Genomic DNA, 21,640 nt, shown 5'->3' with positions numbered 1-21,640 from the left:
TGCCTCAGGGAACCAGGATAACAGACCAGAAGCGGCAGAATCCTCAGAACACCTGCTCCACTTCTAGGATGTCGGGGATGCTCTCCCGCAACTTGCGCTCAATGCCCATTTTCAGGGTCAGGGTGGAACTGGGGCAGGCACCGCAGGCCCCCTGCAGGCGCAGCTTGACCACCGGGCCGTCAATTTCCACCAACTCCACATTGCCCCCATCGGCCATCAAGTAAGGGCGCAGCTCGTCTAGGACTTTCTCGACGTTCGCGCTATTGAGTTCCAGTGCTTGTGCCATGGTTGCTTTCAGCCTCATCGAGTTTGGATTGTAGCGATTTCCCCCCAGCCCCCTCAAGGCAGCCAGGGATCGCTATGATTTCAACATAGTCTGAATCTTGCGGGGAGAGGGCTAGTCTGGTTGTCCGGATCCATCCAACACCAGACGACTAGAATAGGAAGCGGATTTGCCTATTCCCAGCAGCGTTACCCACTCAGCAGGGCTGTCTTTATTCTTTATGCTAGACGCTTTACTGATCGCGATCTTCATGTTGGCCGGGGCTGGCCTTGGGTTTTATGGCCTGGATCTGCTCCCTCCTGCCGCCATTCAGGGGGCCAATGTGGAGGGAGCCCGCGTCGTCACCAGCGGCTTCGGCGTGCTGGCAGGGCTGGCTCTGGGATCCCTGGTGCGCTGGAGCTACCGTCGCTTCGAGGCCAATGTGCGTTCCCTGCCGCCGGACGTGTTGATCAGCCGCTCGGTGGGGCTGGTGATTGGTTTGGTGATCGCCAACTTGGCCATGGCTCCTGTATATTTGTTGCCGCTGCCCCCTCAACTCAACCGCTTTCTCGAGCCGCTGGCTTCGGTCTTTTTCAGCTTGGCTTTTGCTTATCTGGGGGTCAGCCTGGCCGATACCCATGGCCCCTCGCTGCTGCGGCTGTTGAACCCCAACTATGCTCTCCAGGCAGCCCTTTGGGCAGAGGGCAATGTGGTGGCTGCCACGGCCAAGGTTTTGGACACCAGCTCCATCATCGATGGCCGAGTGGCCCAGTTAATCGAGACAGGCTTTTTGGAGGGAACCCTGGTGGTTCCCCGCTTTGTGCTGACGGAACTGCAAACCATCGCCGACAAGGCCGATGCCCAAAAACGAGAGCGGGGCCGCAAAGGCCTCGATACGCTGCAAGCTTTACGAAAGGCCTATCCTGAGCGCTTCGTCATTCACGAAGCCAACTATCCCGATCTGACCACCGTCGACGAAAAGCTGGTGCGCCTTACCCAAGCTGTAGGGGGAACGCTGCTCACCACCGATTACAACCTGAAGAAGGTGGCGACTCTGCAGGGGGTTAAGGTGCTGAATGTGCATGAGTTGGCCGAGGCGCTGCGGCCCATCTATGTTGCCGGCGATAGCTTCGATATCAAGATCACCCGCGAGGGCAAGGAGCCGGGCCAGGGGGTAGGCTATCTGGAGGACGGCACCATGGTGGTGGTAGAAGAAGGGCAGCGCTCTTTGGGCAAAACCCGCTCCGTTGTGGTAACCAGCGCCATTCAGACCTCAGCAGGCCGCATGATCTTCGCCCGTCTCAGCAAAGACTCTGCCCCGCTAACCCGCCCGGCCTCTGATCCCGCCAGCCCAGCCTCCTCAGGGAAAACCTGAGCTCTGGGCCTGTGTTTCCCCGACGCGATGGTGGCCTCTTCCCACATGGGCGTGCTTCGACCCACTCCGATTTTCTACACACAGGATCGCCAGAGGCGCTTCTGGGGTTTTTATTGGGAAGAGGCTGAGAAATATGGCATCCACCCTCAGCACATCGTGAGTGGACAGCAAATCTGGGAGGTGGCCAACGCCGGGGAGTACGAAGCCCAGCTCAACCAGGTGTTTGAGACTGGGGATCCCCTTTCCTACCAATGTCAGGTGAACTCGCCCCGCTACAAGTTGCACTTGCATCTCTCCCTCAACCCGGTACGGGACATGGAAGGGGCGGTGGTAGCCGTCTCGGTGGTGGGCAAGCTGTTGGGGGCAACGCCTTTCAACTTGGCCGGCGGAGCCAGCAGCCCCACTGCCCAGCCCCATCCCCTCTTGGCTGATCCGGTGCAGGGGATCACGGCCCAGTTGCTGCGCAACATCGGCCACTCCCTAGACATTCGCGAGCTGTGCCAGCAGACGGTGGAGCAGTTGGGGCAATTGTTTGGGGTGGATCGCTGCCTGCTGGCCCTCTACGAAGTGGGGCAGGATTCCCTCACGGTTAACGCCGAGTACCGCCGCAACCCAGGGGATCCCTCGCTGCTGAACCAGACCTTGCGACTGGCGGATTATCCCCATCTGCTGCAGGCCCTGAGGCAGGAAGAGCCGGTGCTGATGGAGCGCCGTCTGGCCATTGCCATGTCCTATCGCGGCTATGCCAACAGCCTGCTCTGGTTGGAAGTGCTGCCGCCCAACGGCGTTCCCGTTTGGCAGGCCGGCCACCTCCAGGTGCTGCAGAGCATTGCCACCTATCTGGGCACGGCGATTGCCCACGCCATCTTGCTGGATCAAAGCCGCCAACTGGCCACCCGCCTGCAGTTGGCCAACCAGACACTGCGCCAGAAAAACAAAGAGCTGGAGCAGGCCCGTGCCCAAGCGGAATCGGCCAACCAACTGAAAAGTCAGTTCTTGGCCAATACTTCCCATGAGCTGCGCACCCCTCTCAATGGGATCATCGGCTTTATCAAGCTGGTGCTGGACGGGATGGCCGAAAGCCGCGAAGAGGAGCTGGACTTTTTGCAGGAGGCCTATCGCTCGGCCCTGCACCTGTTGGCCTTGATCAACGACGTGCTGGACATCGCCAAGATCGAGGCGGGCAAAATGCAGTTGGAGTTTCAGCCCTGCGACCTGCAAGCTTTGTTTAAGGATGTGGCAGCCAAAACCAGCCTGCAGGCCAGCCAAAAGGGCCTACAACTGAGCTTTCAGTTGCCCAACACCTCAGATCAGATTTTGCTCTTGGGCGATTACCAACGCCTGTTGCAGGTGATGCTTAATTTGGTGGGCAATGCCATCAAGTTCACCCCCAAAGGCTCGGTGACCGTGCGGGCGGATATCCTTCCCGGCAACCCGGGTTTGGCCCGCATCCGCGTCATCGACACCGGCATCGGGGTGTCGCTGGAAAAGCAGCAAAAGCTGTTTCAGGCTTTTACCCAGGTGGATGGTTCCACCACCCGCCAATATGGGGGAACGGGCTTGGGCCTGGCCATCAGCCAGCGGCTGGTGGAGGCGATGGGGGGGGAGATCAATTTCTACAGCTTGGGCGAAGGGCTGGGATCCACCGTTACCTTTACGGTACCCCTCTACCGCCGGCCGCTGCTGGGCGGGGATGCAAGCCCAGAGACAATTGCCGCCGGATCAACCCAAGATAGACCTGAGGATACCGATCCCACCTTGATTTCTGTTCCCCACCCGGCCCAGCGATGATCCGTCCGGCCATTTCTTCTCGATCATTCGCCTAACTATGCCCCATCCTCGCAAACGGTTTGGTCAGCATTGGCTCAAGGATCCCGCTGTCCACGCAGCCATTGTGCGGGCTGCCCACCTGGATGGCTCTCAGGCAGGCGCAGATCCCATTTGGGTGCTGGAGATCGGCCCCGGCACCGGGCAGTTGACGCAGCGATTGCTGGCCCAGGGCGTCCAGGTGGTGGCGGTGGAGATCGACCGGGATCTGTGCCGGCTGCTGCAAAAACGGTTTGCCGACCAGCCGCGTTTTCACCTGGTGGAAGGAGATTTTCTTCGCCTGCCGCTCCCGCCTCAGCCCCGCCTGCTGGTGGCCAACATCCCCTACAACCTCACCGGCCCGATTCTGGAGAAAGTGCTGGGATCCCCGGCCCAGCCGGTCAGACAGTTCGAGCGCATCGTCCTCTTGGTGCAAAAAGAGCTGGCCGAGCGCCTTCAGGCTGGCCCCGGCAGCAAAGCCTACGGTGCCCTGAGCCTGCGGACGCGCTATCTGGCCGATTGCGAGCTGATCTGTAAAGTGCCTCCCACCGCTTTCCAGCCGGCCCCCAAGGTGGAATCCGCTGTGATTCGCCTCACCCCCCGCCCCGCCCCCACCCCTGCTCGGGATCCCCGCTGGTTTCACCAACTCCTTCGCCAAGGGTTCTCCACCCGCCGCAAGAAGCTCACCAATGCCCTGGGGAGCTTGGTGGAGCGAGAGGCGGTCGCAGCAGCGTTGGCTCAGCTCCGCCTCAGCCCCGATGCCCGCGCCGAAGAGCTGGATCTGCCCCACTGGCTGGCCTTGAGCGACCTACTGCTGGAGAAAGCGCCCAAGGCTGCCCCTCAAGAGGAATAAGAATCGCGGTAGGGTGGGAAAAGACGGTGGCTGGATGCCCAGCGCTTTTTGGCTTGAGGAAAGGCTTTTTAAGGGCGAACCTATGCTCGACAACCAAGGCAAACAGATTCTTGTAACCGGTGGCACCGGCGGGCTGGGGTTGGGGGTGGTTCCCGTAGTGCTGGCCAGCGGGGCAGAGCTGACCCTGACCTACCGACAGGAGGAGGAGCTAGCCGTGCTGCGGCAGCGCCTGCCGGCCAGTGCTCTGGATCGGGTGCGCTTTGTGCAAGTGGATTTGTTGGACGAGGCGGCGGTTGCCCGCGCCATTGCCGACCTGCCCCGCGTAGATGGGCTGATCCACTTGGTGGGCGGCTTTGCCATGGGCCCCACCCACGAGTACAGCTTGGCAGACTGGCGGCGCGACTTTGACCTCAACCTCACCACCACTTTCCTAGCTTGCAAGCACAGCCTGCGCAAGATGTGGCAGCAGGGCTATGGGCGGATTGTAACGGTGGGATCCCGCGGCGCAGTGGAGCCGGGCTCGCAATTGGCGGCCTACTGCGCTTCCAAAGCAGGGGTGGTGGCTCTGACCCGCACCATTGCCGCCGAGACCCAAGGCACCGACATCACCGCCAACGTCATTCTGCCCAGCATCATCGACACGCCGGCCAACCGCGCCGCCATGGGATCCGCGCAAGCCGAGCGGTGGGTAAAGCCGGAGTCCATTGGGCAGGTGATCGCTTTTTTGGTCTCGGAAGCGGCGCGGGATCTGAGGGGCGCGGTGATCCCGGTGTATGGCAGCGTCTAAGCGACCGGTTGACCGGGCCACGAGCCGCCATTCATGATACAAATATGTACTTATCCCAATCCAGTTCTTGTCTATGCTGAAGCGATTATTCTGGGGTGGTTTGCGTCGGCAAATTGGTCGCATCGAGGTGGCAGGGGCCATTGATGGCAAAGCCCGCGAGCGCGTTCTCAAAGCCCTAAAAGAGGTGGAAGAAAAACAGCTCCCTGCTCTAGTGCTCCGCATCGATAGCCCCGGCGGAACAGTGGCCGACTCCCAAGAAATCTACAGTGCTCTCTTGCGTTTGCGGGAACAAAAAGGCACCCGCATTGTTGCCAGCTTTGGCAACATTGCCGCCTCTGGGGGGGTTTATATCGCCATGGGAGCGGAAAAAATCGTCGCCAACCCAGGAACGATCACCGGCAGCATCGGCGTGATCATTCGAGGCAATAATATCGAGCGTCTTTTGGATAAAGTGGGGATTTCATTTAAAGTGATCAAGTCTGGCCCCTACAAAGATATTCTCTCGTTTGATCGCGAGCTGACCCCAGAAGAGCGAAACATCTTGCAAGAGTTGATCGATATCACCTACGGTCAGTTTGTGCAGACGGTTGCTGCTGCCCGCAAGTTGAGTTTGAATGTGGTCAGGACTTTTGCCGATGGCCGCATTTTCAGTGGAGAGCAGGCCCTCCACCTAGGCGTGGTGGATCGCTTGGGCACGGAAGAGGATGCTCGCCTCTTGGCGGCAGAGCTGGCGGGGTTGCCGACAGATGCCAAATTCTACGATCTGCTCCCCCGGCGCAGAGGCTGGTCTCGGTTTCTGCCGGCAGCAGAAGCTCTGGCGCGTTTGCAGTTTGAAGTGAGCACCTCGGGCTTGCCCCTATGGCTCTACACCGGTTCTTGAGTCGGAAAAAACTGTATAGTCGTTTCAAGAAGATTGAGGCGCTTCAGCCCCTCTCCCAAAAGAGGAGAGAGGAGCCGGGGATCAGCCAGCAAGCTGTTCTATCACGGCTGGCCACAGGTTAAGCCTGTACCTTGCCGGGCTCGTAGAAGACTTTGGGCAGGGGTCGAGCAAACTTCGAGAAATCGGTCTCCGGCCTAGGCGAACCATAGCCTGCCTTCAAGTTAGAACGATTGAAAGTACTTTTCCCTCTGGCAGGCTCGTAGAAGATCCACCTTCTGAGGGTGTAGTTCACTTCATAGAGAGTTTGCCGAACACCGTTGATCAGCGATGGAGAGCTGAAGCTGCGGGCTCTGGGCGGCTGATACCAGTAGACATCCCCCGGAGATACAGATAAAGGCTCTGGATCGGCAAAGGGAGGATCGTAAAAAATTGCAAAGTTGGGCTGAGGTCGGCACTGAAATTGAACCTGATATACCCCTTGAGAGGTCATTTCCTGCCGGCCCTGTTGCCACGACTGCAGCATTTTGCCAACATCAAAGCCCATAGCTCGCTGAAAATGCCACAGGGATCCCTGGAGGAAAAAGAAGGCCAAATAGAAGTGGGCATTGGCCAGCCAAACCCTCGAGGAATAGTTCCACGCTCCGGTTTGATTTGGATCGAAGTAGTAAGGGGTGAACGCGGATTTCAGCTCTAGGGTGGGGCCGTAAAACTCCACCGGGTAGGCCAGCGAGTTAAACCCACAATAATAAGAGGCCGCAAAGCCGGCCAGAGCAATGCCAAATAGAGAGTAGGAGAGGATCCCGTCTGCCGAGAAAAGAAAGCGAGCTTTAACCCACTCAAACGGCGGAACCAAAATGTGCCACACCCCTCCCAGCAAGAGAAGAGCTGCCACATAAATATGGCCCCCCACCAAGTCTTCCAAATTGTTGACATCGAACAAATGGGTGCGGTAGTCCCAAAGGGTGGCAAAATCCAAAGTTGGAGCCGTAACCAGGCGTACCTGATCGCTATTGGCATCGTACAGCCCCCCAAATAGCATTGCCTTGGCCACCAACAACAGGGATCCCAAGCCCAAAACTAGCAGGTGGTGCCCCAAAATTACCCCCAATGTTTTGGCATCATCCCAAGCAAAGTGAAACTTGGCGGCCCTGCCAAATTCCATATCTAAGCTGGGGGGAAGTCGGGTTTGGTGGAAGTAGGCCCCCCAAGCCAACACGCCCGCAGCCACCAGGTGAATGGCAGCAATGGCCACGTAGGGAAAGGTATTGACAATCTGGCCGCCGCTGCCGACCCCCCATCCCAACGTGGCCAGGTGGGGCAGCAAAATCAGCCCTTGCTCGTATAGGGGCCGCTCTGGCGAGAACTTGGCCAGCTCAAACAGGGTGAAGACCCCTGCCCAAGCCATGATCAAAGCCGCATGAGCCACATGTGCCACAATAAAAGTATTGGAGAGGTTCATCAAGCGAGCATTACCCGACCACCAGGGATAGCCTGATGGGTGCGTCCTTCTGGTGTTCATGGATCGTTCCTCAGTCAGCTACAGGCAGGTTTAGCTCAAACCGGCGATGATATGGTCAAGATAAACGGCCATTTCTTGACCTGCCTCTGTGCCAAGACTTTCCGTCAGCACCTCCTTCATGGCATTCAGGGCTTGAATGACGCGATCGATGGGAACGCCGAGGGTGATGTAAGTTTCTTTCAAACCCTGCAACACCCGCTCATCCAAAATAGAAGTATCGGCAGCCAACATGGCGTAGGTGGCATAGCGCAGAAAATAGGTCAGATCCCGCAGGCAGGCCGCGTAGCGCCGGGTGGGGTACATATTGCCCCCTGGCAGGGTGATATCCCCATAGAGCAAGCTTTTGGCAACGGTTTGGCTGATAATGCTGCTGGCGCTGGAGCTGATGGTTTTAGCCGCCTTGACGCGCATGTTGCCACTCTGGAAATAGCGATTTAACTGTTCCAGAGCTGCGGCATCTAAGTAGGAGCCTTTCTCATCGGCAGGGTTAATCAGGGAAGTAATGGTGTCTTTCATGGCTTTTCCTCCAAGCACTGATATGGACTATTTTTTTGAGGCAATTGGACAAATTCTGCTTGCGTTAGCGGGACGGGATCCTTGCACCGCTTGCTCAGGCATTGCCTATGAGAACTTTTATTGAGTTGCAGCTTAAGACATCAGAGCCTGCAAGCAAGCTTAAACCTCAAACTCGCAAATCTTAAGGGCAACACAACTCAAGTCCTCAACAAAATCGGGCAACCGCGCAGCAAAGTGTCTACTAACTTATCCATTCAAAAAGCGCGAATCAGTCGATCGAAGTAGGGGGCTGCCAAAGCCATTTCCTCCGAAGAAAGAATACCGGCGGCTACTTCTTTTAGACAGCTCATGGCCACCCGCAGGTTCGGCAGCGGCACGCCCAAAGATGTATACATTTCGCGCATTCCGTTCAGGCCGATGTCCTCTAGCGGCTTATCGTTTCCCGCCAAGATGCAATAGCTAACCAAGCGGATGTACCAGCCTTGATCCCGCTGACAGAGGGCTGTCTTTTGAGGATTGCCTTTATTGCTGGGGGTGTTGGGGCATTTGGCCCAAAAACGTTTGCTGCCTTCCTGGACAATTTTTTGCTCGTTCTCCGCTAATTTTTTGGCGGCTCGGATACGCACTTGACCCTTGCTGAAGAAATCTTCTAGCTTGGCAATCTCGGCACTGCTGAGGAAGCGATCAGCCGCATCCGACTGCGCGATGACTTGGGCAACAATGCTCATAGGTTTTTGGCAAGGAACGCTCTACAGGTAACAAAGTAAGCTATATCCTCAAGAATCGAAATCACTTATTAAGAAAAAGTTGTGAATTGAAACTTACTCGCAACAAACCCTCTCTGCCCCGTGTTTTCAGCACCGTGACCAGATCGAGAGGGCTGGGTTGGCGGCCAATCGGGATCCCGGATACAAACGCGACTCACAGGGATCCGCTCAGCACCCCAGTTCCTCGCCGGCGAAGCTTTTGGGCAGTTGGAGGAATGGTGCTGGGCACGAGCCGAGGGGGTTTGCAGGTGCAACTTCCCTTGGGATCCCCTTCGAGTCAGGTGCCCTCTTACCTGGCTGGATCCTTCTCAGCAAGGGAAGCACGAGAGTTTGGGTTCTGTATCAAAGTTGGGGCAGATGGGGCAGGTGAAGCGTAAAGGTCGCCCAGCCGGCAGCGCTGCTCACCTCGATGGATCCGCGCAACTGATCCACCATCTGTTTCACCAAAGCTAAGCCCAGCCCCGTGCCCCCTTCCTTCCAGGGATCCTTGCTGGGAATGCGGTAAAAGCGCCCAAAGATGCGCGTCAGCTCCTCGGCAGGGATCTCTTGGCTGTTGCTGACCTGGATGCGGCTTTGACGATTTTCCGTTTCAATTTGCAAGCGGATGGATCCCTGGGCCGGCGTGTATTTCACGGCATTGTGCAAAAGCTCGCGCAGGATCCTGCTCAACAGCAAGGGATCCGTCGTGAGGCTGCTTTCTAGGGGGACGCTGGCTTGAAAGCTCTGCCCCTTGGCGTGGGCCCGCTCCTCGGTAACGGTCAGCAGATCCCCCAGCAGCTCCCGCCAGGTGAGGGCTTGCACCTGCAGAGCATAGGCCCCCGCCTGCAGGCGCTGCAGATCCAGCAGGTCGTTGATGAGCTCGATTTCCCGCTGGCATTCTCGCTCGGCAATGCTTAGATATTGAGCTCGTTTTTCGGTTGAGGGAGCCATCTGCAGCATCTTCAGAGCCATCTTCAAGCTGGTCAGGGGGGTGCGCAGCTCGTGGCTGACGGTGCTGATAAAGTCATCTTTAAGACGGTTAAGCCGCTCCAGGGCTTGCACCTGCTCTTGGGCAGCTTGGAACAGGCGCGCCTGGCGCAGCCCAATGGCGCATTGGTTGGCCACCTGCTGGATGAGGGCGATCTCCGCCTCATCAAAACAATGGCCGGAACGTCGAAACAGCAATAAATCTCCCAGAACTTGGTCTTTATCACTGAGGGGACAGGCGACCACCACACAGTGATCCTTGGCGGGACGCGGCGAATCTGAGGAGATGACGCAAAATAAACAAGACTGCCTGCGCGTTAGTTGACGATATAGATCGTCGTAGAGGCCCCCCACCATCGGTATGGTAGTGTTGAGTGCAGGATCCCAGCGGGGGCAATACTCGTAGCTGATGGTGGAAAGGGTGAGATCGGCGTTGTAAAGGCCGATATCGCAGGCATCGGCATCCAGGCTCTCCCCCAGCTCGCGCACGGCGGTATTGAGGATCTCGGCTTCGTCGAGAGAATCGCGCACGCGGTCGGTGATGCGTTTTAAGATGGCCTCAAATTGCAAAGCCCGCTCCAGCTCGGCGGTGCGCTGCTGCACCTTCTCCTCCAGCGTTTGGTTCAGGGCTTTTACCTGTTCATAAAGCTGGGCTTGCTGCAAGGCAATGGCCAATTGCTCCGCCAGCTCTTGCAAGAGCTTAATTTCCCACTCCTGCCAAGGACGGCTGGCCCGGCAGTGCTGCGGCACCAAGAGGCCCCAGAGCTCCTCCCCCTGCCGAATTGGGATCACCAAGTTGGCCTGAGCCTGAAAGGATTCCAAAAGCTCCCGATAGCAGGGATCCAAAGGGGCCGTGGCCACATTGTCGATGGCCTGCACAAAGCCCTGCTGGTACTTGCGATAGCAGGGATCCTGATGAAAGTAGGAATCCCACACGGAGCGGCCCAAGTGGCTGGGGCAGGGATCCAGGACGGACTCGGCGGCTACAAATCCCCCTATGCCCTCCTGCAACTGGTAGATCATCACCCGATCCACCTGGAGAAACTCTCGCACTTCCGCCGCCGTGGTTTGTAGGAGGGGCTGCAAGTCCAGCTTCTCGCGGATCCGGCGCAGCAGGGATCCCAGAAGTCTTTCTCGCTCTGCCTCTTGCAGCAGCAGATCCTGGGCTTCTTTGAGAGGGGTTATATCCACAGCAATGCCGCAAACGGCATAGGGATCCCCTTGCCAATCCCGCAGGGCAAACTTGGTGATCCACTTTTCTTGCTTTTTGCCGTCTCGACAAATGGTGCACTCATAGCTGATGGGAGCGGGAGACTGGATGGCTCTTTGATCTTCCTTGCGCAACTCCAGAGCTTCCTCTGGCGAGAAGAGCTCCGTATCGGCCTTGCCGAGAACTTCTTCTGGGAGTTTACCGTTTTTCTGCAGGTAAGCTTGATTGACCTGTAAGTAGCGGCCCTGCAAATCTTTAACAAAGATGGGAAAAGGGATCCCGTCGAGGATGGCCTTGAGGCGGGCCTCGCTCTCTTGCAGGGCCAGCTCCGCCTCTTTTTGCTCGGTGATATCTTCTGTGATGCCGGCAATGCGGATCACTTCTTGCTGCTCATTGAAAATAGGTCGGCAGGAAGTTCGCAACCAGCGCACCCGACCATCTCGATGGAAAATGCGATAGGTAACCGTCTTCTCTCCTTGGATAACTTGAGCTACGGCTTGCAAAACCTGAGGCAGATCTTCGGGGTGGATCCTGTCTTTCCACAGATCCGGCTTCTGGTAAAACTCCTCCGGCGTGTATCCCCAAATCTGTTCACAACGCGGACTTACGTAGGGAAATTGACCAAAATCTGCTGAACTTAGGAAAAAGCTTACAGGAACAACTTCCGCAATTTCCCGGAAGCGGGCTTCGCTTTCCCGCAGCGCCAGTTCCGCCTCTTTTTGCTGGGTAATGTCGCGGGTGCTGCAGACGATTCCTGCCACCGCAGGATCCTGCAAAAGATTAGTACAGCGGCTCTCTAGCCATACCCAATGGCCATCCGCATGCTGCATTCGATAGATAAAGCTGAGCGTTTCGCCAGGTCGAGCCTTGAGGTGTTCAAGAGCACTAGCAACAATCTGCCGATCTTCTGGGTGAACCCAATCCAAAGGTATAGGTTCTCCCTCCTCAAGACAACGACCTAAAATTTTTTCAGCAACCGGGCAATTGAAGGGATAGACCAAGCCTTGGGCATCGATCCAGCACAAAATGTCGTGGCTGTTGTTGAGAAAGGCGCGAAAGCGCTCCTGTTGCTCTTGCACCTGTTGTTCCAGCCGCTTTTGCTCGGTAATGTCCAAGGCAATGCCGAGGCACCCCAAACCTTTGGACTCATCCTGCAGCTTCACAGCCAGGCGATAGACATAGCGCTCTTGGCCTTGAATGATTTCCTTGCCCTCCATCTGGAAAATCTCTTGCCGCTCTAGGTCAGACAAGACTTGCGCGGTGTACTCCAGCCACTGGGGGTACTGCCGAGCCCCCTCTTGCAGGGAAGTGCCCAGCAGGTCGCCAAACCAGGCACGGTCGGTGGCATTTTGCAAAATCAGCACCCCCTGGGGATCCCTGGCCCATATGGCTGCCGGCAGGGCGTCCAAGAGGGCTTGCAATTGGGCTTCCCGCAGCCGCAGATTGTCTTCCAGTTGCTTCTGCTTGGTGATGTCTCGGCCGACCCCGCGAATAAACCGCAGCCGGCCCCGCCGGTCGAAGATGCCCTGGTTGATCCACTCAAACCACCGCACCTGTCCCGCCGCGTCCACCATCCTATCAACCCTCGTGAAAGTGGGCTGCTGAGGGGTGAGCTGGGCTATCTGCTGCCGCACCTGCTCTTGCTCCTCTGGCAACAAGGCCTCGATCCAGCGCCGGCCCCGCCAATTGCCAAAAACCCTCTGGCAGACTTCGTTACACTCCACCAATGTCGTATCGGGCCGCGCCAGGGTGACGATGTCGGGAAAACCAACCTGGGCCTGATGCAGCCGTCGCCTTTGCCAGAAGACAAGCGCCAGGAAAGAGGCTGCCCACAAAAGCAGCCACGGCCAGTTGCGCAAAGCATCCCTGACGACTAGGCTAACGGTTTCTAGAGTCTCCTCAGGAATAGTCATGACGGCTTAGCATTGCCGAAATTCTGTTCTGTGAAGGTTCGCAAAAGCACCTATCCAAATTCACACCCATTCTCGACAGCTTTCCAAGGATTGCCAAGTACTGCAATCAACAGCTTATGAGGCAACCTCACGGGTTCATATAGGCCTGAATCCAGCCTGCCAGCCGCTGCGCCAAGGCAAGGGCTTCCGGCTCGCCTTTTTTGATCGCCGATTGGCTACTGAAACAAGCGATCACTTCTTCAAGCTCTTGTTCAAAAACCTGGGGACGGAACTGCAACCGCACCTGAGCTTGTAGCTGAAAGCTTTCCTGTGCTTCTTTATCCAAGATCTCTTGTCCCAGCCGCTGCAGCCGCACCCCTTGCAATTGGGCGAGAGGATAAGAGAAGACCTGCTGCCGCCAGATCCCCCAAGGGCCACCCAGCCGGGTCAGGGTCACCCGCTGCCGCTCCCGATCCACACTCAAGATCTGCCCCAGCCCCCAAGGGATCCCAATCCCCAGGCCCGCTGCTACAGCCAGTAGCCCCAGCAGAGGGGAAGGCTGCCAGAGCTGGGATCCCAGCGCCAACAACCCCAGCCCCGCCACCACCCGCCAGGCCAGTTGCTCAGGGGTAAACCTTTGCAGGGCAATCCGCAGCCGCCTGGGGGTGCGCTCCAGAACTTGCAGGTAAACCAGCGCCATGGAAGGGGATCCCGTTTTTGGAGCCAGTTTACCAGGTGCCGCGGAACCCTGAAGGCTTTTGTTGCTAAGTTGGCAAAGAACTAAAACTTAGGTTCGGCAAAAAACTCTGACAAATCCAAGGCAAACCCAGGGATCTTTTCTTGTTCCAAAACCTCGATTATCATGACCTCCGCAGTCAGCATGAGGGATCCCCTTATCCAGGATCCACCAGGGATCCCATAAACAGCACAGTTTGCGCCTCGGGGTTGTCGCCGGATCTAGAAGCGACAATGGCAAACCAGAAAGGTCGATCCGCTACGAATTGGAAGGGCTCCTGCCGGTCGCTGGCGGTGCGGGAGACGATTACCCCGGTGGCAGCAGCCGCCTCGGATCCCTTTTCATCCACTTCGATGGCCGCCTTGTGCAAGACTCTGCTGACCTGCGTCGGCTCTGAGGTCATCTGGCTGAAATCGGCCCGGCGAGAAAAGGCGATCCCCATACCCAACTGCTGCAAAGCCGGCACCAGATCGGTTGCGTAGGCCAGCTTAAACTTGGGGATCCGCACCGAGCCGGGGCGGGTGGGCAGGGATCCCGTCCATTCTTGCCAAGTTTCTGGGCTGAGCTCCTGTTGCAGGGTTGCCAAGCTCACCCCTGGTTTGGGCAGCAGGATCAGCAGGGCCAGCTCCCCTTCCCCATAGGGCAGGCGCACCACCTGGAGCTGCTCGGTCTCCCGGTAGCCGTAGCGACCGGATTGGGCCATCAGCGGCACTTGGACACGGCGGCCATCAGCTCGGGTGAAGGGCTGGGGCTTGGTCAGGGCCGGATCGAAGGGCTGGGTCCACTCTCCCTTGAAATGGATGGCGTTGAGCAAAACCATCACGTCCTCGCGGCTGAGGCGATCCACGATGCGGTCGATCTGGCCCTGGGTGCGCTCGGCTACCCAACGGTTAATCGCCTGCACCGTCTGGCGGGATCCCAGCTCCACCCGATTGACCACCGCTTGGTAATAGGTAGCCAGCGCCTGCAAAAAGGGAGGCCGCAGGGTGAGGATTTGATCGACCCAAAGGCCGTTGGCCACTTGCACCTGGATCGGCCCTTCTGCTTGGGATCGCTCCACCAGCCAGCGCGCCATCTGGGCGTTGGTCCAGTTCAACTCATTGAGGGAGAGTTCTTGGGCCTCCAGCACCTCGGCCATGGCCGCTTGGGTCTCTCCAGCGGCGCCGTTGTACAGCATGCTCAGGGCCAGGCGAAGGCTCAAGGGGGAGAAAAAGAGGTTCTCTTGCGGCTGCTGCTGGAGTAGGTGAGCGAATAGCTTTAGCGCAAAGCGACTTTGGGCTTGTTGGGCCACAGCCTCTTCTCCATACCCTTCCCCATAGGTCACGGTCGGCTCAAACGGGATCCGCACCGGGGTTTCCCCGTGCGTGGGCCAGAGACCCAAAAGCAATAGGCCAAACAGAGCCAGAAGCGGGATCCGGCTCACCGAGGATATATTCAAAAGGTCTTTCATTGGGTCTCTCCTGGCCGGGTGGGGAACGATAGATAGACTCTATAGGCTATGGTATCGGGTTGGGGGTGGATGGCTCTTGCCCAGGCCGGCCATTGCGGCTGCGCTTGAGGTGAGATCGACAGGCCAAAGCCCGCAGGAGATCCCGGCAAACTTGCCGCGGATCCCCTCCCTCTTCAGTCCAGAGAGCAGGGTAGGATCAAGCCTGCACAGCTCAGCAGGAGAAAGGGATGAGTTGGTGGGCAAGAGAGCGCCAGGCTGTCACAGCGAGCGGGATCGCCTTGGGCCTGGCTCTGCTGCTGGGATGTACTGCTGGAGGAGAAGCCCAGGAGACGGCAGCCGTTGCCAGCTCGACCCCGGCCAAAGGGCAGCCCCAGCACCTGCCGGTGGAAGCGGAAGTAACCATTGCCGGCAAGCGCTTTGAGCTGGAAGTGGCCCGCACCCCCGAGCAACAGCGGCTGGGCCTGATGTTTCGCACCGATTTGCCGCCTGATCGCGGCATGTGGTTTCCCTTCGACCCGCCCCAGCCGGCTGCCTTCTGGATGTTCAACACCCTGCTCAACCTGGACATTATCTTTCTCCGCCAAGGTCAGGTGGTGTACATCGCTGCCGATGTGCCCGGTTGCCCCGCCCAACCCTGCCCCGTCTATGGGCCACCCTCTGACCAGTTGGTAGATGGCGTGCTGGAGTTCCGCGGCGGGACGGCTGCAGCCCTGGGCTTGCAAGTGGGAGACGCTGTAGAGATCCGCAAGCTTCCGCCCCCCACCCCTTGATCTCTCTCCCCCCTCTCCCTCAGGGAGAGGGGCCGGGGGTGGTCGCGTGAGCGGCGCGGAGCGCTTGGGTGCCTCAGGGAGAGGGGCCAGGGGTGAGGGAAGGGATCCCAAAGGCTGCCGTTGGCCGTCTTGCTCGCGGTCTAGGATGGTCTTTATCAACGATCTTTGCGATGATTTTTGAGGGTCGCCAACTGTGTGAGGTTGATGCCAAGAGGCGACGGCGAGCCCAGGATGGTTCGGCTACTGTCGGCAAAGCCCTATGGATGTTAGCAGCGTAACTCAGTGGCTAGCGGTGGGAGCCATTGCCTTGGCTTCCGTCCTTTGGGCGGAGATCGTGCGAGATGTGCGCCATTGGCTGGCCCACCTCTGGCCCTGGCTGATGCCCAAGCACACCCTGCACCACCGCCTGTTCCGCCCCGATCTCAGCGTGGTAGACCCCAAGTTATACCGAGAATCCCAGTGGCACCACGATGTTCCCGAAGCGGCGACGATGGTTCTAGCCGGGATCCCCTGGGTGGTGCTGTTGGGCCAGGGATCCCTCTTCTACGGCCTGGCAGCAGTAGTGGGAGTGCTCTATTCGGCCAGTTTCTGGGTGGCCGGCATGTTGCGGGGCTATGGGCTGGCTCTGCAGACGGATATCACCCACCAGCCGGGGCCTTTCCCCGCTCCCCCCAGCCAGTGGCATGTGAACCGCGCCTACCACTGGCGGCACCACTTCGACGATACCAACGCCTACTTTTGCGGCACCTTGACCTTGGTGGATCGGATTATGGGCACCAGTCTCTCCCTGAAAGGCAAGCGTGTGGCCATCACCGGCGCCTCCGGCACCCTGGGCCGGGCCCTCTTGCAGCACTGTCACCGCTACGGCGCCAAAGTCATCGCCCTCAGCTCCCATGCGGATTCGGTTGCCATCGAAGTGGACGGCCAGCCCCAGCCGGTGGAGACCGTTCGCTGGCAGGTGGGGCAGGAGGGATCCCTGGCCGAACTCCTGGAGCGGGTCGATATCTTGGTGATCAACCACGGCCTCAACGTGCATGGGGAGCGGGATCCCGAGTCTGTCCGCCAGTCCTACGCCGTCAACACTTTCTCGGCTTGGCGGCTGATGGAGCTGTTCTTCCAGACAGTTCGCAACAACCCAGAGATGGCCACCAAAGAGGTTTGGGTGAACACCTCAGAAGCCGAGGTCAGCCCTGCCTTCAGCCCCCTCTACGAGCTCTCCAAGCGGGCCCTAGGAGATTTGGTTACCCTGCGCCGCCTGGACGCTCCCTGCGTGGTGCGCAAACTCATCCTCGGTCCCTTCAAGAGCCAGCTCAATCCCATTGGAGTTATGTCGGGAGATTGGGTGGCCGCCCAGATCCTGGCCCAGGCCAAACGCGATTGCCGCAACATCATCGTTACCATCAACCCCCTCACCTACCTGCTTTTCCCGCTGAAAGAGTTGGCCGTCAGCACCTATTTCCGCTTGTTCAGCCGCCGCTCTTCTCGCCCAGTTCTTCTTGATCCTGTCGCCGGGATCCCTTTGATTTAGGGGGGCCGGCAAATCCTGCCCGGCTCTATGGCATCAGGCGCAAAACTGGGGTAAGACAAGAGCAGGTTCTTTGGCGTCAGTGGAGGGGATCCCTTGCGCCGAACCGAACTTTTGGGGAGCGAGAGGGCCCTTCTGCTCGATCCCTACTGAGCGTTGGGTGTGAGGAGTGGGAGTGAGCATAAACTATGGTGCGACAGTGGGTGAGCGCAGTCCTCTGCGTGGTGGGTGGGGCTTTAATGCCGGGGCTTTTGTCCGGCTGTGCCATCCCGATGCCTTCGGCATCTGCGGGAGTTTCTGAGGTCCAGGTGCGCTTGGTGCATGTGGCCCCCAATGCCCCTCGGATCGACTTGGAAGTGGGAGGGGTAAGGGCTGCTCGGAGCATAGCCTACGGCGCGGTGAGCGAGTACGTGCGCATGCCGGCGGGCGAGTACGACATTGTTTTGTTTTCAACACCTGAGAACCCCGGCCAGCCCGCAAGTTCTCAAGACTCCGTTCCGCTAGCGCGAACGGTTGCGGCCAGAACTGTGGCTAACCTCAGGGGCGGGGGAGTGTTCTCGGTGGTGGCTGCCAACGAGCCAAATCGCATGACAGCCCTGGTATTGGAAGACAACATCCATCCGCCGTTTGATCAAGCCCTGGTGCGGTTTGTCCACGCCGCCCCTGATGCGCCGGCCCTGCAATGGCAAGGGGAGCAAGGGCGGGTGCTGCTGCCCCAGTTGGCCTTCGGACAAGTATCCACCTTTCAAGCCATGCGCCCCGGCTTTACCCAAATTCAGGTGGCCATAGCTCCTTCAGCCCCCGCGCCAGGTGTGCAGTCGGCTCCCAGCCGGAGCATTCCCTTGCAACGGTTTGACCTCCAGTTAGAGGCGGGGAAAGTCTATACCCTTTACGTGGCGGGGCTGATGCGCAGCAATCCGGGCTTGAACATGGTGCTGGCAGAGGAGACGCGGGCCCGCCGCCTTCTCTAGGTGTCTTCCCTCTATACTTTGGGGAAAGGGTACGGCTTTCTGACAGTGGATGCCTTATTTCAAGTGGTGGTGCTTAGCCAAACTCCAGATCCCGAACGGGTGATCTGGCAGGCGATGCACCAAGATTACAGCCCCGATTTTGTTACCCCAGAGGGCCGGATCCCGGAACAGTATGGAGAGGCCGTGGTGCGGCATCTGCTGGAGGGCAATCGTGGCCACTATGGGCCTCTTGAGCACCCTCAGATCACGTTTGGGGTGGGCTATTTTCCCCATGCTGTCATGCAACAGGCCCGTACTCATCGAGTGGGAGTTTCTTTCGACGTTCAATCTTTTCGATATACAGGCCGGCAAATTGCCGATTTGGGCAAAAGACTCTTGTCTGCGCCTCGGAGCACCAACGAAACCGCTGCTCTTGCCGACAAAACCGGCGCGGAGCCCTCGTTATCTTTGCAAGAGTTGGAAACTCTGTTTTACGTTCCTGCCAGCGTCAAAGAAGGCAAGGCCAAAACCCGCCAAGGCTTCAAGCCCATCTCTCCCGAGGCCCTGAACATCATTCTTGAGCAGTATCGCAGTCAGGCCATTGCCTATTATCGCCTGGTCGAAGAGTGCGGATTGCCTTATGAAGATGCTCGTAACATCATCGGCTACGGGATCCGCCAACATTTTGTAGTCTCTTTTAATTGCCGCAGCTTGATGCATTTTCTGGATTTACGAGCTAAAGAAGATGCCCAGCGAGAAATTCAGTATCTGTGTGAACTGATTTGGCCCCACTTTGAGGCCTGGTGCCCCCACGTGGCCGCCTGGTACCGCAAAAATCGCTGGGGCAAGGCCAGGCTTTCTCCTTGAAACCTAAATCGCGTAAGCGGGACGGAGTTCTCTAACACCGGAAAAGTATAGGATAAGGTCATCTTTCGACCCTCACCCCCAACCCCTCTCCCCTCGTGGGAGAGGGGAGCAAGGGATCAACTAACAAGCTGTTTCCCAATATTTGGAACGACTATTGTATGGATCCCAGAGCTTATGAACAAATGGCGGGCTTAGAAGATCGACATTGGTGGTTTGTGGGGCGCCGCCGCATTCTCAGGCAGGTTATTGCCGGGATCCCTCTTCCGCTCGCGGCTTGTATCTTGGAAGCCGGCTGTGGCAGTGGCGGCAACCTAGAAATGTTGTCTCAATTTGGCCAAGTCTGGGCCATGGAAAGAAGCGAAATAGCATTGCCTTTGGCCCGGGCCCGCGGCATTGGGATTGTGGCCGAAGGTGAATTGCCGCATCGGATCCCTTTTGGTTCCCAGCAATTTGACCTTATTGCCCTACTGGACGTTTTAGAACATTTGGAGGAAGACAAAGCAGCTCTGGAAGCTCTCATCCAGAGGTTAAAGCCATCCGGCTACATGGTGATCACGGTACCGGCCTACCCCTGGCTGTGGAGCGCCCATGACGAGCTCAATCACCACAAGAGACGCTACACAGCAGCACAACTTCTCTCCTTACTCAAGAGTGCCGGCCTGCAAATTCATACCTTTACCTTTTTCAACAGCTTTCTCTTTCCATTAGCAGCAGGGATCCGCCTAGCCCAAAAGAGCCTTCGCCTCAAGGAGAAGCAGGATCTAAACATGCCCTCGCCTTGGATCAATTGGCTTTTAACCGAGATTTTTGCTGCGGAAGCCTATTTAATTTCTAAGTTCTCCCTACCCTTTGGCCTGTCTTTATTGGCGGTAGCCAGCCTTAAGAAAATTGCTCCTCTGAGAAACTGAGCCTCTTAATCCTCAACTTCTCGCCGTTATTACCAGTTTTTTCAGTCAACATCGATTTTGCCGTTCGCGCTAGCGAGACGGAGTCCTTGCATCCTCAAATGGATAACCTTTTCTGTAGGATTGTTTCCAGTCTTAACTGCTGGAGGAGATAGCTCTTGGCCAATCGCGCTGGCGGGACGGGTTTCTTTCGCGGCTACACCCTGAGCTTGGATCCGCATCGCCTGTGGGTGCCCTTGGCTTGTTTGGGGGATGGGCTCTGTATTTGGCTGGCCTTCGGGGCGGCTTATTGGCTGCGCAGCTTGCGCCCCCACCAGCTTTTGCCCTGGGATGTTTATGCTGGCCTGGGGTTGCTGACTGCCCTTAGCTATTGGGGCGTTCAGGCCGGCTTGGGAGGATACGGCGAATCGAAGCGCCTATCTCGCTTTGAGGAATGGGCCAGTTTGCTGCTGGGGCTGGGGGTGACCTTTGGCTTGGTGTTGGCGGGGGCCTTTTTCGTGCGCTCCGTCTCGCTGTCGCGCTTGGTGGTGGGCTATGCCGGCCTGCTGGCCCTGCTCGGCTTGACGGGGATGCGGGCGCTGCTGCGGCTGGGCATGGGTTGGCTGTATGCCCACGGCCAGGGGCGGCGACGGGTCATCTGGGTGGGATCCGGCCTGCTCTTGGCTGAGGTGCTGGAGCGGCTGGAGCGCTGCCCAGCCTTGGGGTTTGAGATTAAGGCTTGGGCCGTGGCCGGGGATCCCTCGGCGCCAGAACCAGAGCCTTTGCAGAAGCTGGAGCGGCTGGAGCCCAGCCACCTGGTGGCCTATGTGCAGGCTCACCCCGAGATCGAAGAGGTGTGGTTTGGGCAGCCGGAGCTGGCCAATGCACCTCTGTTGCTCAGCTTGCAGGCCCTGTCGGTGCAGGTGCGGCTGGTGCCAGATATCCTCGGTTTTTTGACGGTGAACTTCAGCCTCCAGTCCCTGGACGGGATCCCGCTGCTGACGCTGCGCCAGCCCCCTCTGCGCTACGCCCACAACCGTTTCCTCAAGCGAGCGGTAGACATCCTAGGGGCCTCCCTGGGCCTGGTGTTGCTCAGCCCCTTATTTTTGGTCATCGCCCTGCTGGTGGCCTGCAGCAGCCCCGGCCCCATCTTGTATTGGCAGGAGCGGGTGAGCTTGGATGGGCGCCGCTTTTGGATTGCCAAGTTCCGCACCATGCGGGTGGATGCCGAGGCAGCCGGCCAGCCGGGCTGGACGCGCCCCGGGGATCCGCGCCGAACCAAGATAGGAGCCTTTTTGCGCCGCACCAACCTGGACGAGCTGCCCCAGCTTTGGAACGTCTTGAAGGGGGAAATGAGCCTGGTGGGCCCCCGCCCGGAGCGGCCCTACTTCGTGGAGCAATTTAGCCAGGAGATCCCCAAGTATCCGGATCGGCATTTGGTGAAAAGTGGCCTCACCGGCTGGGCTCAGATCCACGGCCTGCGGGGAGACACCAGCATTGCCCGCCGCACCCAGTATGATCTCTACTATGTGCAAAACTGGTCTCTGTGGCTGGATCTGCGCATCCTCGCCATTACCCTTTGGCAAGGGATCCGCGGACGGCTGACCGGCTATTAGGGGTTGCCC

17 protein-coding genes and 1 pseudogene are annotated in these 21,640 nt (G+C 58.3%); 11 read left to right on the top strand and 7 right to left on the bottom strand.

The features are described from left to right. Positions 1 to 43: 43 nt before the first annotated feature. On the bottom strand, positions 44 to 286 hold the full coding sequence (locus tag NW862_RS06125) for a NifU family protein (protein WP_414335112.1): 243 nt from the start codon (positions 284 to 286) through the stop codon (positions 44 to 46). Positions 287 to 503: 217 nt separating this feature from the next. On the opposite strand from NW862_RS06125, the gene NW862_RS06120 reads away from it, so the two are divergent. From NW862_RS06120 to sppA, 5 genes are all read left to right on the top strand, one after another. Continuing rightward, positions 504 to 1,637 (top strand): PIN/TRAM domain-containing protein, encoded by a 1,134-nt coding sequence (locus NW862_RS06120; protein ID WP_414335111.1) that lies wholly within the window; start codon positions 504 to 506, stop codon positions 1,635 to 1,637. 45 nt (positions 1,638 to 1,682) lie between these two features. After that, positions 1,683 to 3,428 (top strand): sensor histidine kinase, encoded by a 1,746-nt coding sequence (locus NW862_RS06115; RefSeq protein WP_414335110.1) that lies wholly within the window; start codon positions 1,683 to 1,685, stop codon positions 3,426 to 3,428. 37 nt (positions 3,429 to 3,465) lie between these two features. Further along, positions 3,466 to 4,296 (top strand): 16S rRNA (adenine(1518)-N(6)/adenine(1519)-N(6))-dimethyltransferase RsmA, encoded by an 831-nt coding sequence (gene rsmA, locus NW862_RS06110; protein WP_414335109.1) that lies wholly within the window; start codon positions 3,466 to 3,468, stop codon positions 4,294 to 4,296. 82 nt (positions 4,297 to 4,378) lie between these two features. Next, positions 4,379 to 5,083: a 3-oxoacyl-ACP reductase FabG gene (gene fabG / locus NW862_RS06105; RefSeq protein WP_414335108.1), complete on the top strand. Its 705-nt coding sequence runs from the start codon at positions 4,379 to 4,381 to the stop codon at positions 5,081 to 5,083. Positions 5,084 to 5,156: 73 nt separating this feature from the next. After that, positions 5,157 to 5,963 (top strand): signal peptide peptidase SppA, encoded by an 807-nt coding sequence (gene sppA / locus NW862_RS06100; protein ID WP_414335107.1) that lies wholly within the window; start codon positions 5,157 to 5,159, stop codon positions 5,961 to 5,963. Between the two features lie 532 nt (positions 5,964 to 6,495). On the opposite strand, the pseudogene NW862_RS06095 reads toward sppA, so the two are convergent. The 6 genes and pseudogenes from NW862_RS06095 to NW862_RS06070 form a co-directional block, all read right to left on the bottom strand. Continuing rightward, positions 6,496 to 7,482: pseudogene (locus NW862_RS06095) on the bottom strand (chlorophyll a/b binding light-harvesting protein); the annotation flags it as partial. A gap of 30 nt (positions 7,483 to 7,512) precedes the next feature. Continuing rightward, entirely contained in the window at positions 7,513 to 7,998 is a 486-nt protein-coding gene (locus tag NW862_RS06090) for an allophycocyanin subunit beta (protein WP_414427016.1), read from the bottom strand. A gap of 254 nt (positions 7,999 to 8,252) precedes the next feature. Then, positions 8,253 to 8,726, bottom strand: coding sequence for an allophycocyanin subunit alpha-B (gene apcD / locus NW862_RS06085; RefSeq protein WP_414337776.1), 474 nt, complete (start codon positions 8,724 to 8,726; stop codon positions 8,253 to 8,255). 381 nt (positions 8,727 to 9,107) lie between these two features. Next, positions 9,108 to 12,854, bottom strand: coding sequence for a PAS domain S-box protein (locus NW862_RS06080; RefSeq protein WP_414427015.1), 3,747 nt, complete (start codon positions 12,852 to 12,854; stop codon positions 9,108 to 9,110). A 127-nt stretch (positions 12,855 to 12,981) separates the two neighbouring features. After that, on the bottom strand, positions 12,982 to 13,533 hold the full coding sequence (locus NW862_RS06075; RefSeq protein WP_414427014.1) for a hypothetical protein: 552 nt from the start codon (positions 13,531 to 13,533) through the stop codon (positions 12,982 to 12,984). A 193-nt stretch (positions 13,534 to 13,726) separates the two neighbouring features. Then, the gene (locus NW862_RS06070) at positions 13,727 to 15,019 is read right to left on the bottom strand and encodes a serpin family protein (RefSeq protein WP_414427013.1); all 1,293 of its coding nucleotides are present in this window, start codon (positions 15,017 to 15,019) and stop codon (positions 13,727 to 13,729) included. A gap of 227 nt (positions 15,020 to 15,246) precedes the next feature. Between NW862_RS06070 and NW862_RS06065 the strand changes: the two genes are divergently transcribed. From NW862_RS06065 to NW862_RS06040, 6 genes are all read left to right on the top strand, one after another. Next, the gene (locus NW862_RS06065; RefSeq protein ID WP_414347931.1) at positions 15,247 to 15,789 is read left to right on the top strand and encodes a DUF192 domain-containing protein; all 543 of its coding nucleotides are present in this window, start codon (positions 15,247 to 15,249) and stop codon (positions 15,787 to 15,789) included. A gap of 259 nt (positions 15,790 to 16,048) precedes the next feature. Then, complete coding sequence (locus tag NW862_RS06060; RefSeq protein WP_414333212.1) at positions 16,049 to 17,317, top strand: bifunctional sterol desaturase/short chain dehydrogenase; 1,269 nt, start codon at positions 16,049 to 16,051, stop codon at positions 17,315 to 17,317. A gap of 185 nt (positions 17,318 to 17,502) precedes the next feature. Beyond that, on the top strand, positions 17,503 to 18,285 hold the full coding sequence (locus NW862_RS06055) for a DUF4397 domain-containing protein (protein ID WP_414333210.1): 783 nt from the start codon (positions 17,503 to 17,505) through the stop codon (positions 18,283 to 18,285). 45 nt (positions 18,286 to 18,330) lie between these two features. Further along, a complete protein-coding gene (gene thyX, locus NW862_RS06050; RefSeq protein WP_414333221.1) occupies positions 18,331 to 19,131 on the top strand; it encodes an FAD-dependent thymidylate synthase in 801 nt (266 codons plus the stop codon). A 158-nt stretch (positions 19,132 to 19,289) separates the two neighbouring features. Further along, a complete protein-coding gene (locus tag NW862_RS06045; protein ID WP_414427012.1) occupies positions 19,290 to 20,039 on the top strand; it encodes a class I SAM-dependent methyltransferase in 750 nt (249 codons plus the stop codon). 155 nt (positions 20,040 to 20,194) lie between these two features. Further along, the gene (locus NW862_RS06040) at positions 20,195 to 21,631 is read left to right on the top strand and encodes a sugar transferase (RefSeq protein WP_414427011.1); all 1,437 of its coding nucleotides are present in this window, start codon (positions 20,195 to 20,197) and stop codon (positions 21,629 to 21,631) included. The last annotated feature ends 9 nt before the right edge of the window (positions 21,632 to 21,640 follow it).

Origin of the sequence: Synechococcus sp. H55.8 (assembly GCF_047462375.1) — a bacterium.
Taxonomy (GTDB): domain Bacteria; phylum Cyanobacteriota; class Cyanobacteriia; order Thermostichales; family Thermostichaceae; genus Thermostichus.
The sequence above is the reverse complement of the archived record's forward strand: the minus strand, read 5'-3'. Positions and strand labels throughout refer to the sequence as shown.

What these genes read in the sequence shown, in the direction of transcription:
- NW862_RS06090 (WP_414427016.1), bottom strand. Translation starts at nt 7,998, where the DNA reads ATGAAAGACACCATTACTTCCCTGATTAACCCTGCCGATGAGAAAGGC.
- NW862_RS06125 (WP_414335112.1), bottom strand. Translation starts at nt 286, where the DNA reads ATGGCACAAGCACTGGAACTCAATAGCGCGAACGTCGAGAAAGTCCTA.
- NW862_RS06120 (WP_414335111.1), top strand. Translation starts at nt 504, where the DNA reads ATGCTAGACGCTTTACTGATCGCGATCTTCATGTTGGCCGGGGCTGGC.
- NW862_RS06070 (WP_414427013.1), bottom strand. Translation starts at nt 15,019, where the DNA reads ATGAAAGACCTTTTGAATATATCCTCGGTGAGCCGGATCCCGCTTCTG.
- NW862_RS06065 (WP_414347931.1), top strand. Translation starts at nt 15,247, where the DNA reads ATGAGTTGGTGGGCAAGAGAGCGCCAGGCTGTCACAGCGAGCGGGATC.
- NW862_RS06060 (WP_414333212.1), top strand. Translation starts at nt 16,049, where the DNA reads ATGGATGTTAGCAGCGTAACTCAGTGGCTAGCGGTGGGAGCCATTGCC.
- NW862_RS06045 (WP_414427012.1), top strand. Translation starts at nt 19,290, where the DNA reads ATGGATCCCAGAGCTTATGAACAAATGGCGGGCTTAGAAGATCGACAT.
- NW862_RS06115 (WP_414335110.1), top strand. Translation starts at nt 1,683, where the DNA reads ATGGGCGTGCTTCGACCCACTCCGATTTTCTACACACAGGATCGCCAG.
- NW862_RS06055 (WP_414333210.1), top strand. Translation starts at nt 17,503, where the DNA reads ATGGTGCGACAGTGGGTGAGCGCAGTCCTCTGCGTGGTGGGTGGGGCT.
- sppA (WP_414335107.1), top strand. Translation starts at nt 5,157, where the DNA reads ATGCTGAAGCGATTATTCTGGGGTGGTTTGCGTCGGCAAATTGGTCGC.
- fabG (WP_414335108.1), top strand. Translation starts at nt 4,379, where the DNA reads ATGCTCGACAACCAAGGCAAACAGATTCTTGTAACCGGTGGCACCGGC.
- apcD (WP_414337776.1), bottom strand. Translation starts at nt 8,726, where the DNA reads ATGAGCATTGTTGCCCAAGTCATCGCGCAGTCGGATGCGGCTGATCGC.
- rsmA (WP_414335109.1), top strand. Translation starts at nt 3,466, where the DNA reads ATGCCCCATCCTCGCAAACGGTTTGGTCAGCATTGGCTCAAGGATCCC.
- NW862_RS06080 (WP_414427015.1), bottom strand. Translation starts at nt 12,854, where the DNA reads ATGACTATTCCTGAGGAGACTCTAGAAACCGTTAGCCTAGTCGTCAGG.
- NW862_RS06075 (WP_414427014.1), bottom strand. Translation starts at nt 13,533, where the DNA reads ATGGCGCTGGTTTACCTGCAAGTTCTGGAGCGCACCCCCAGGCGGCTG.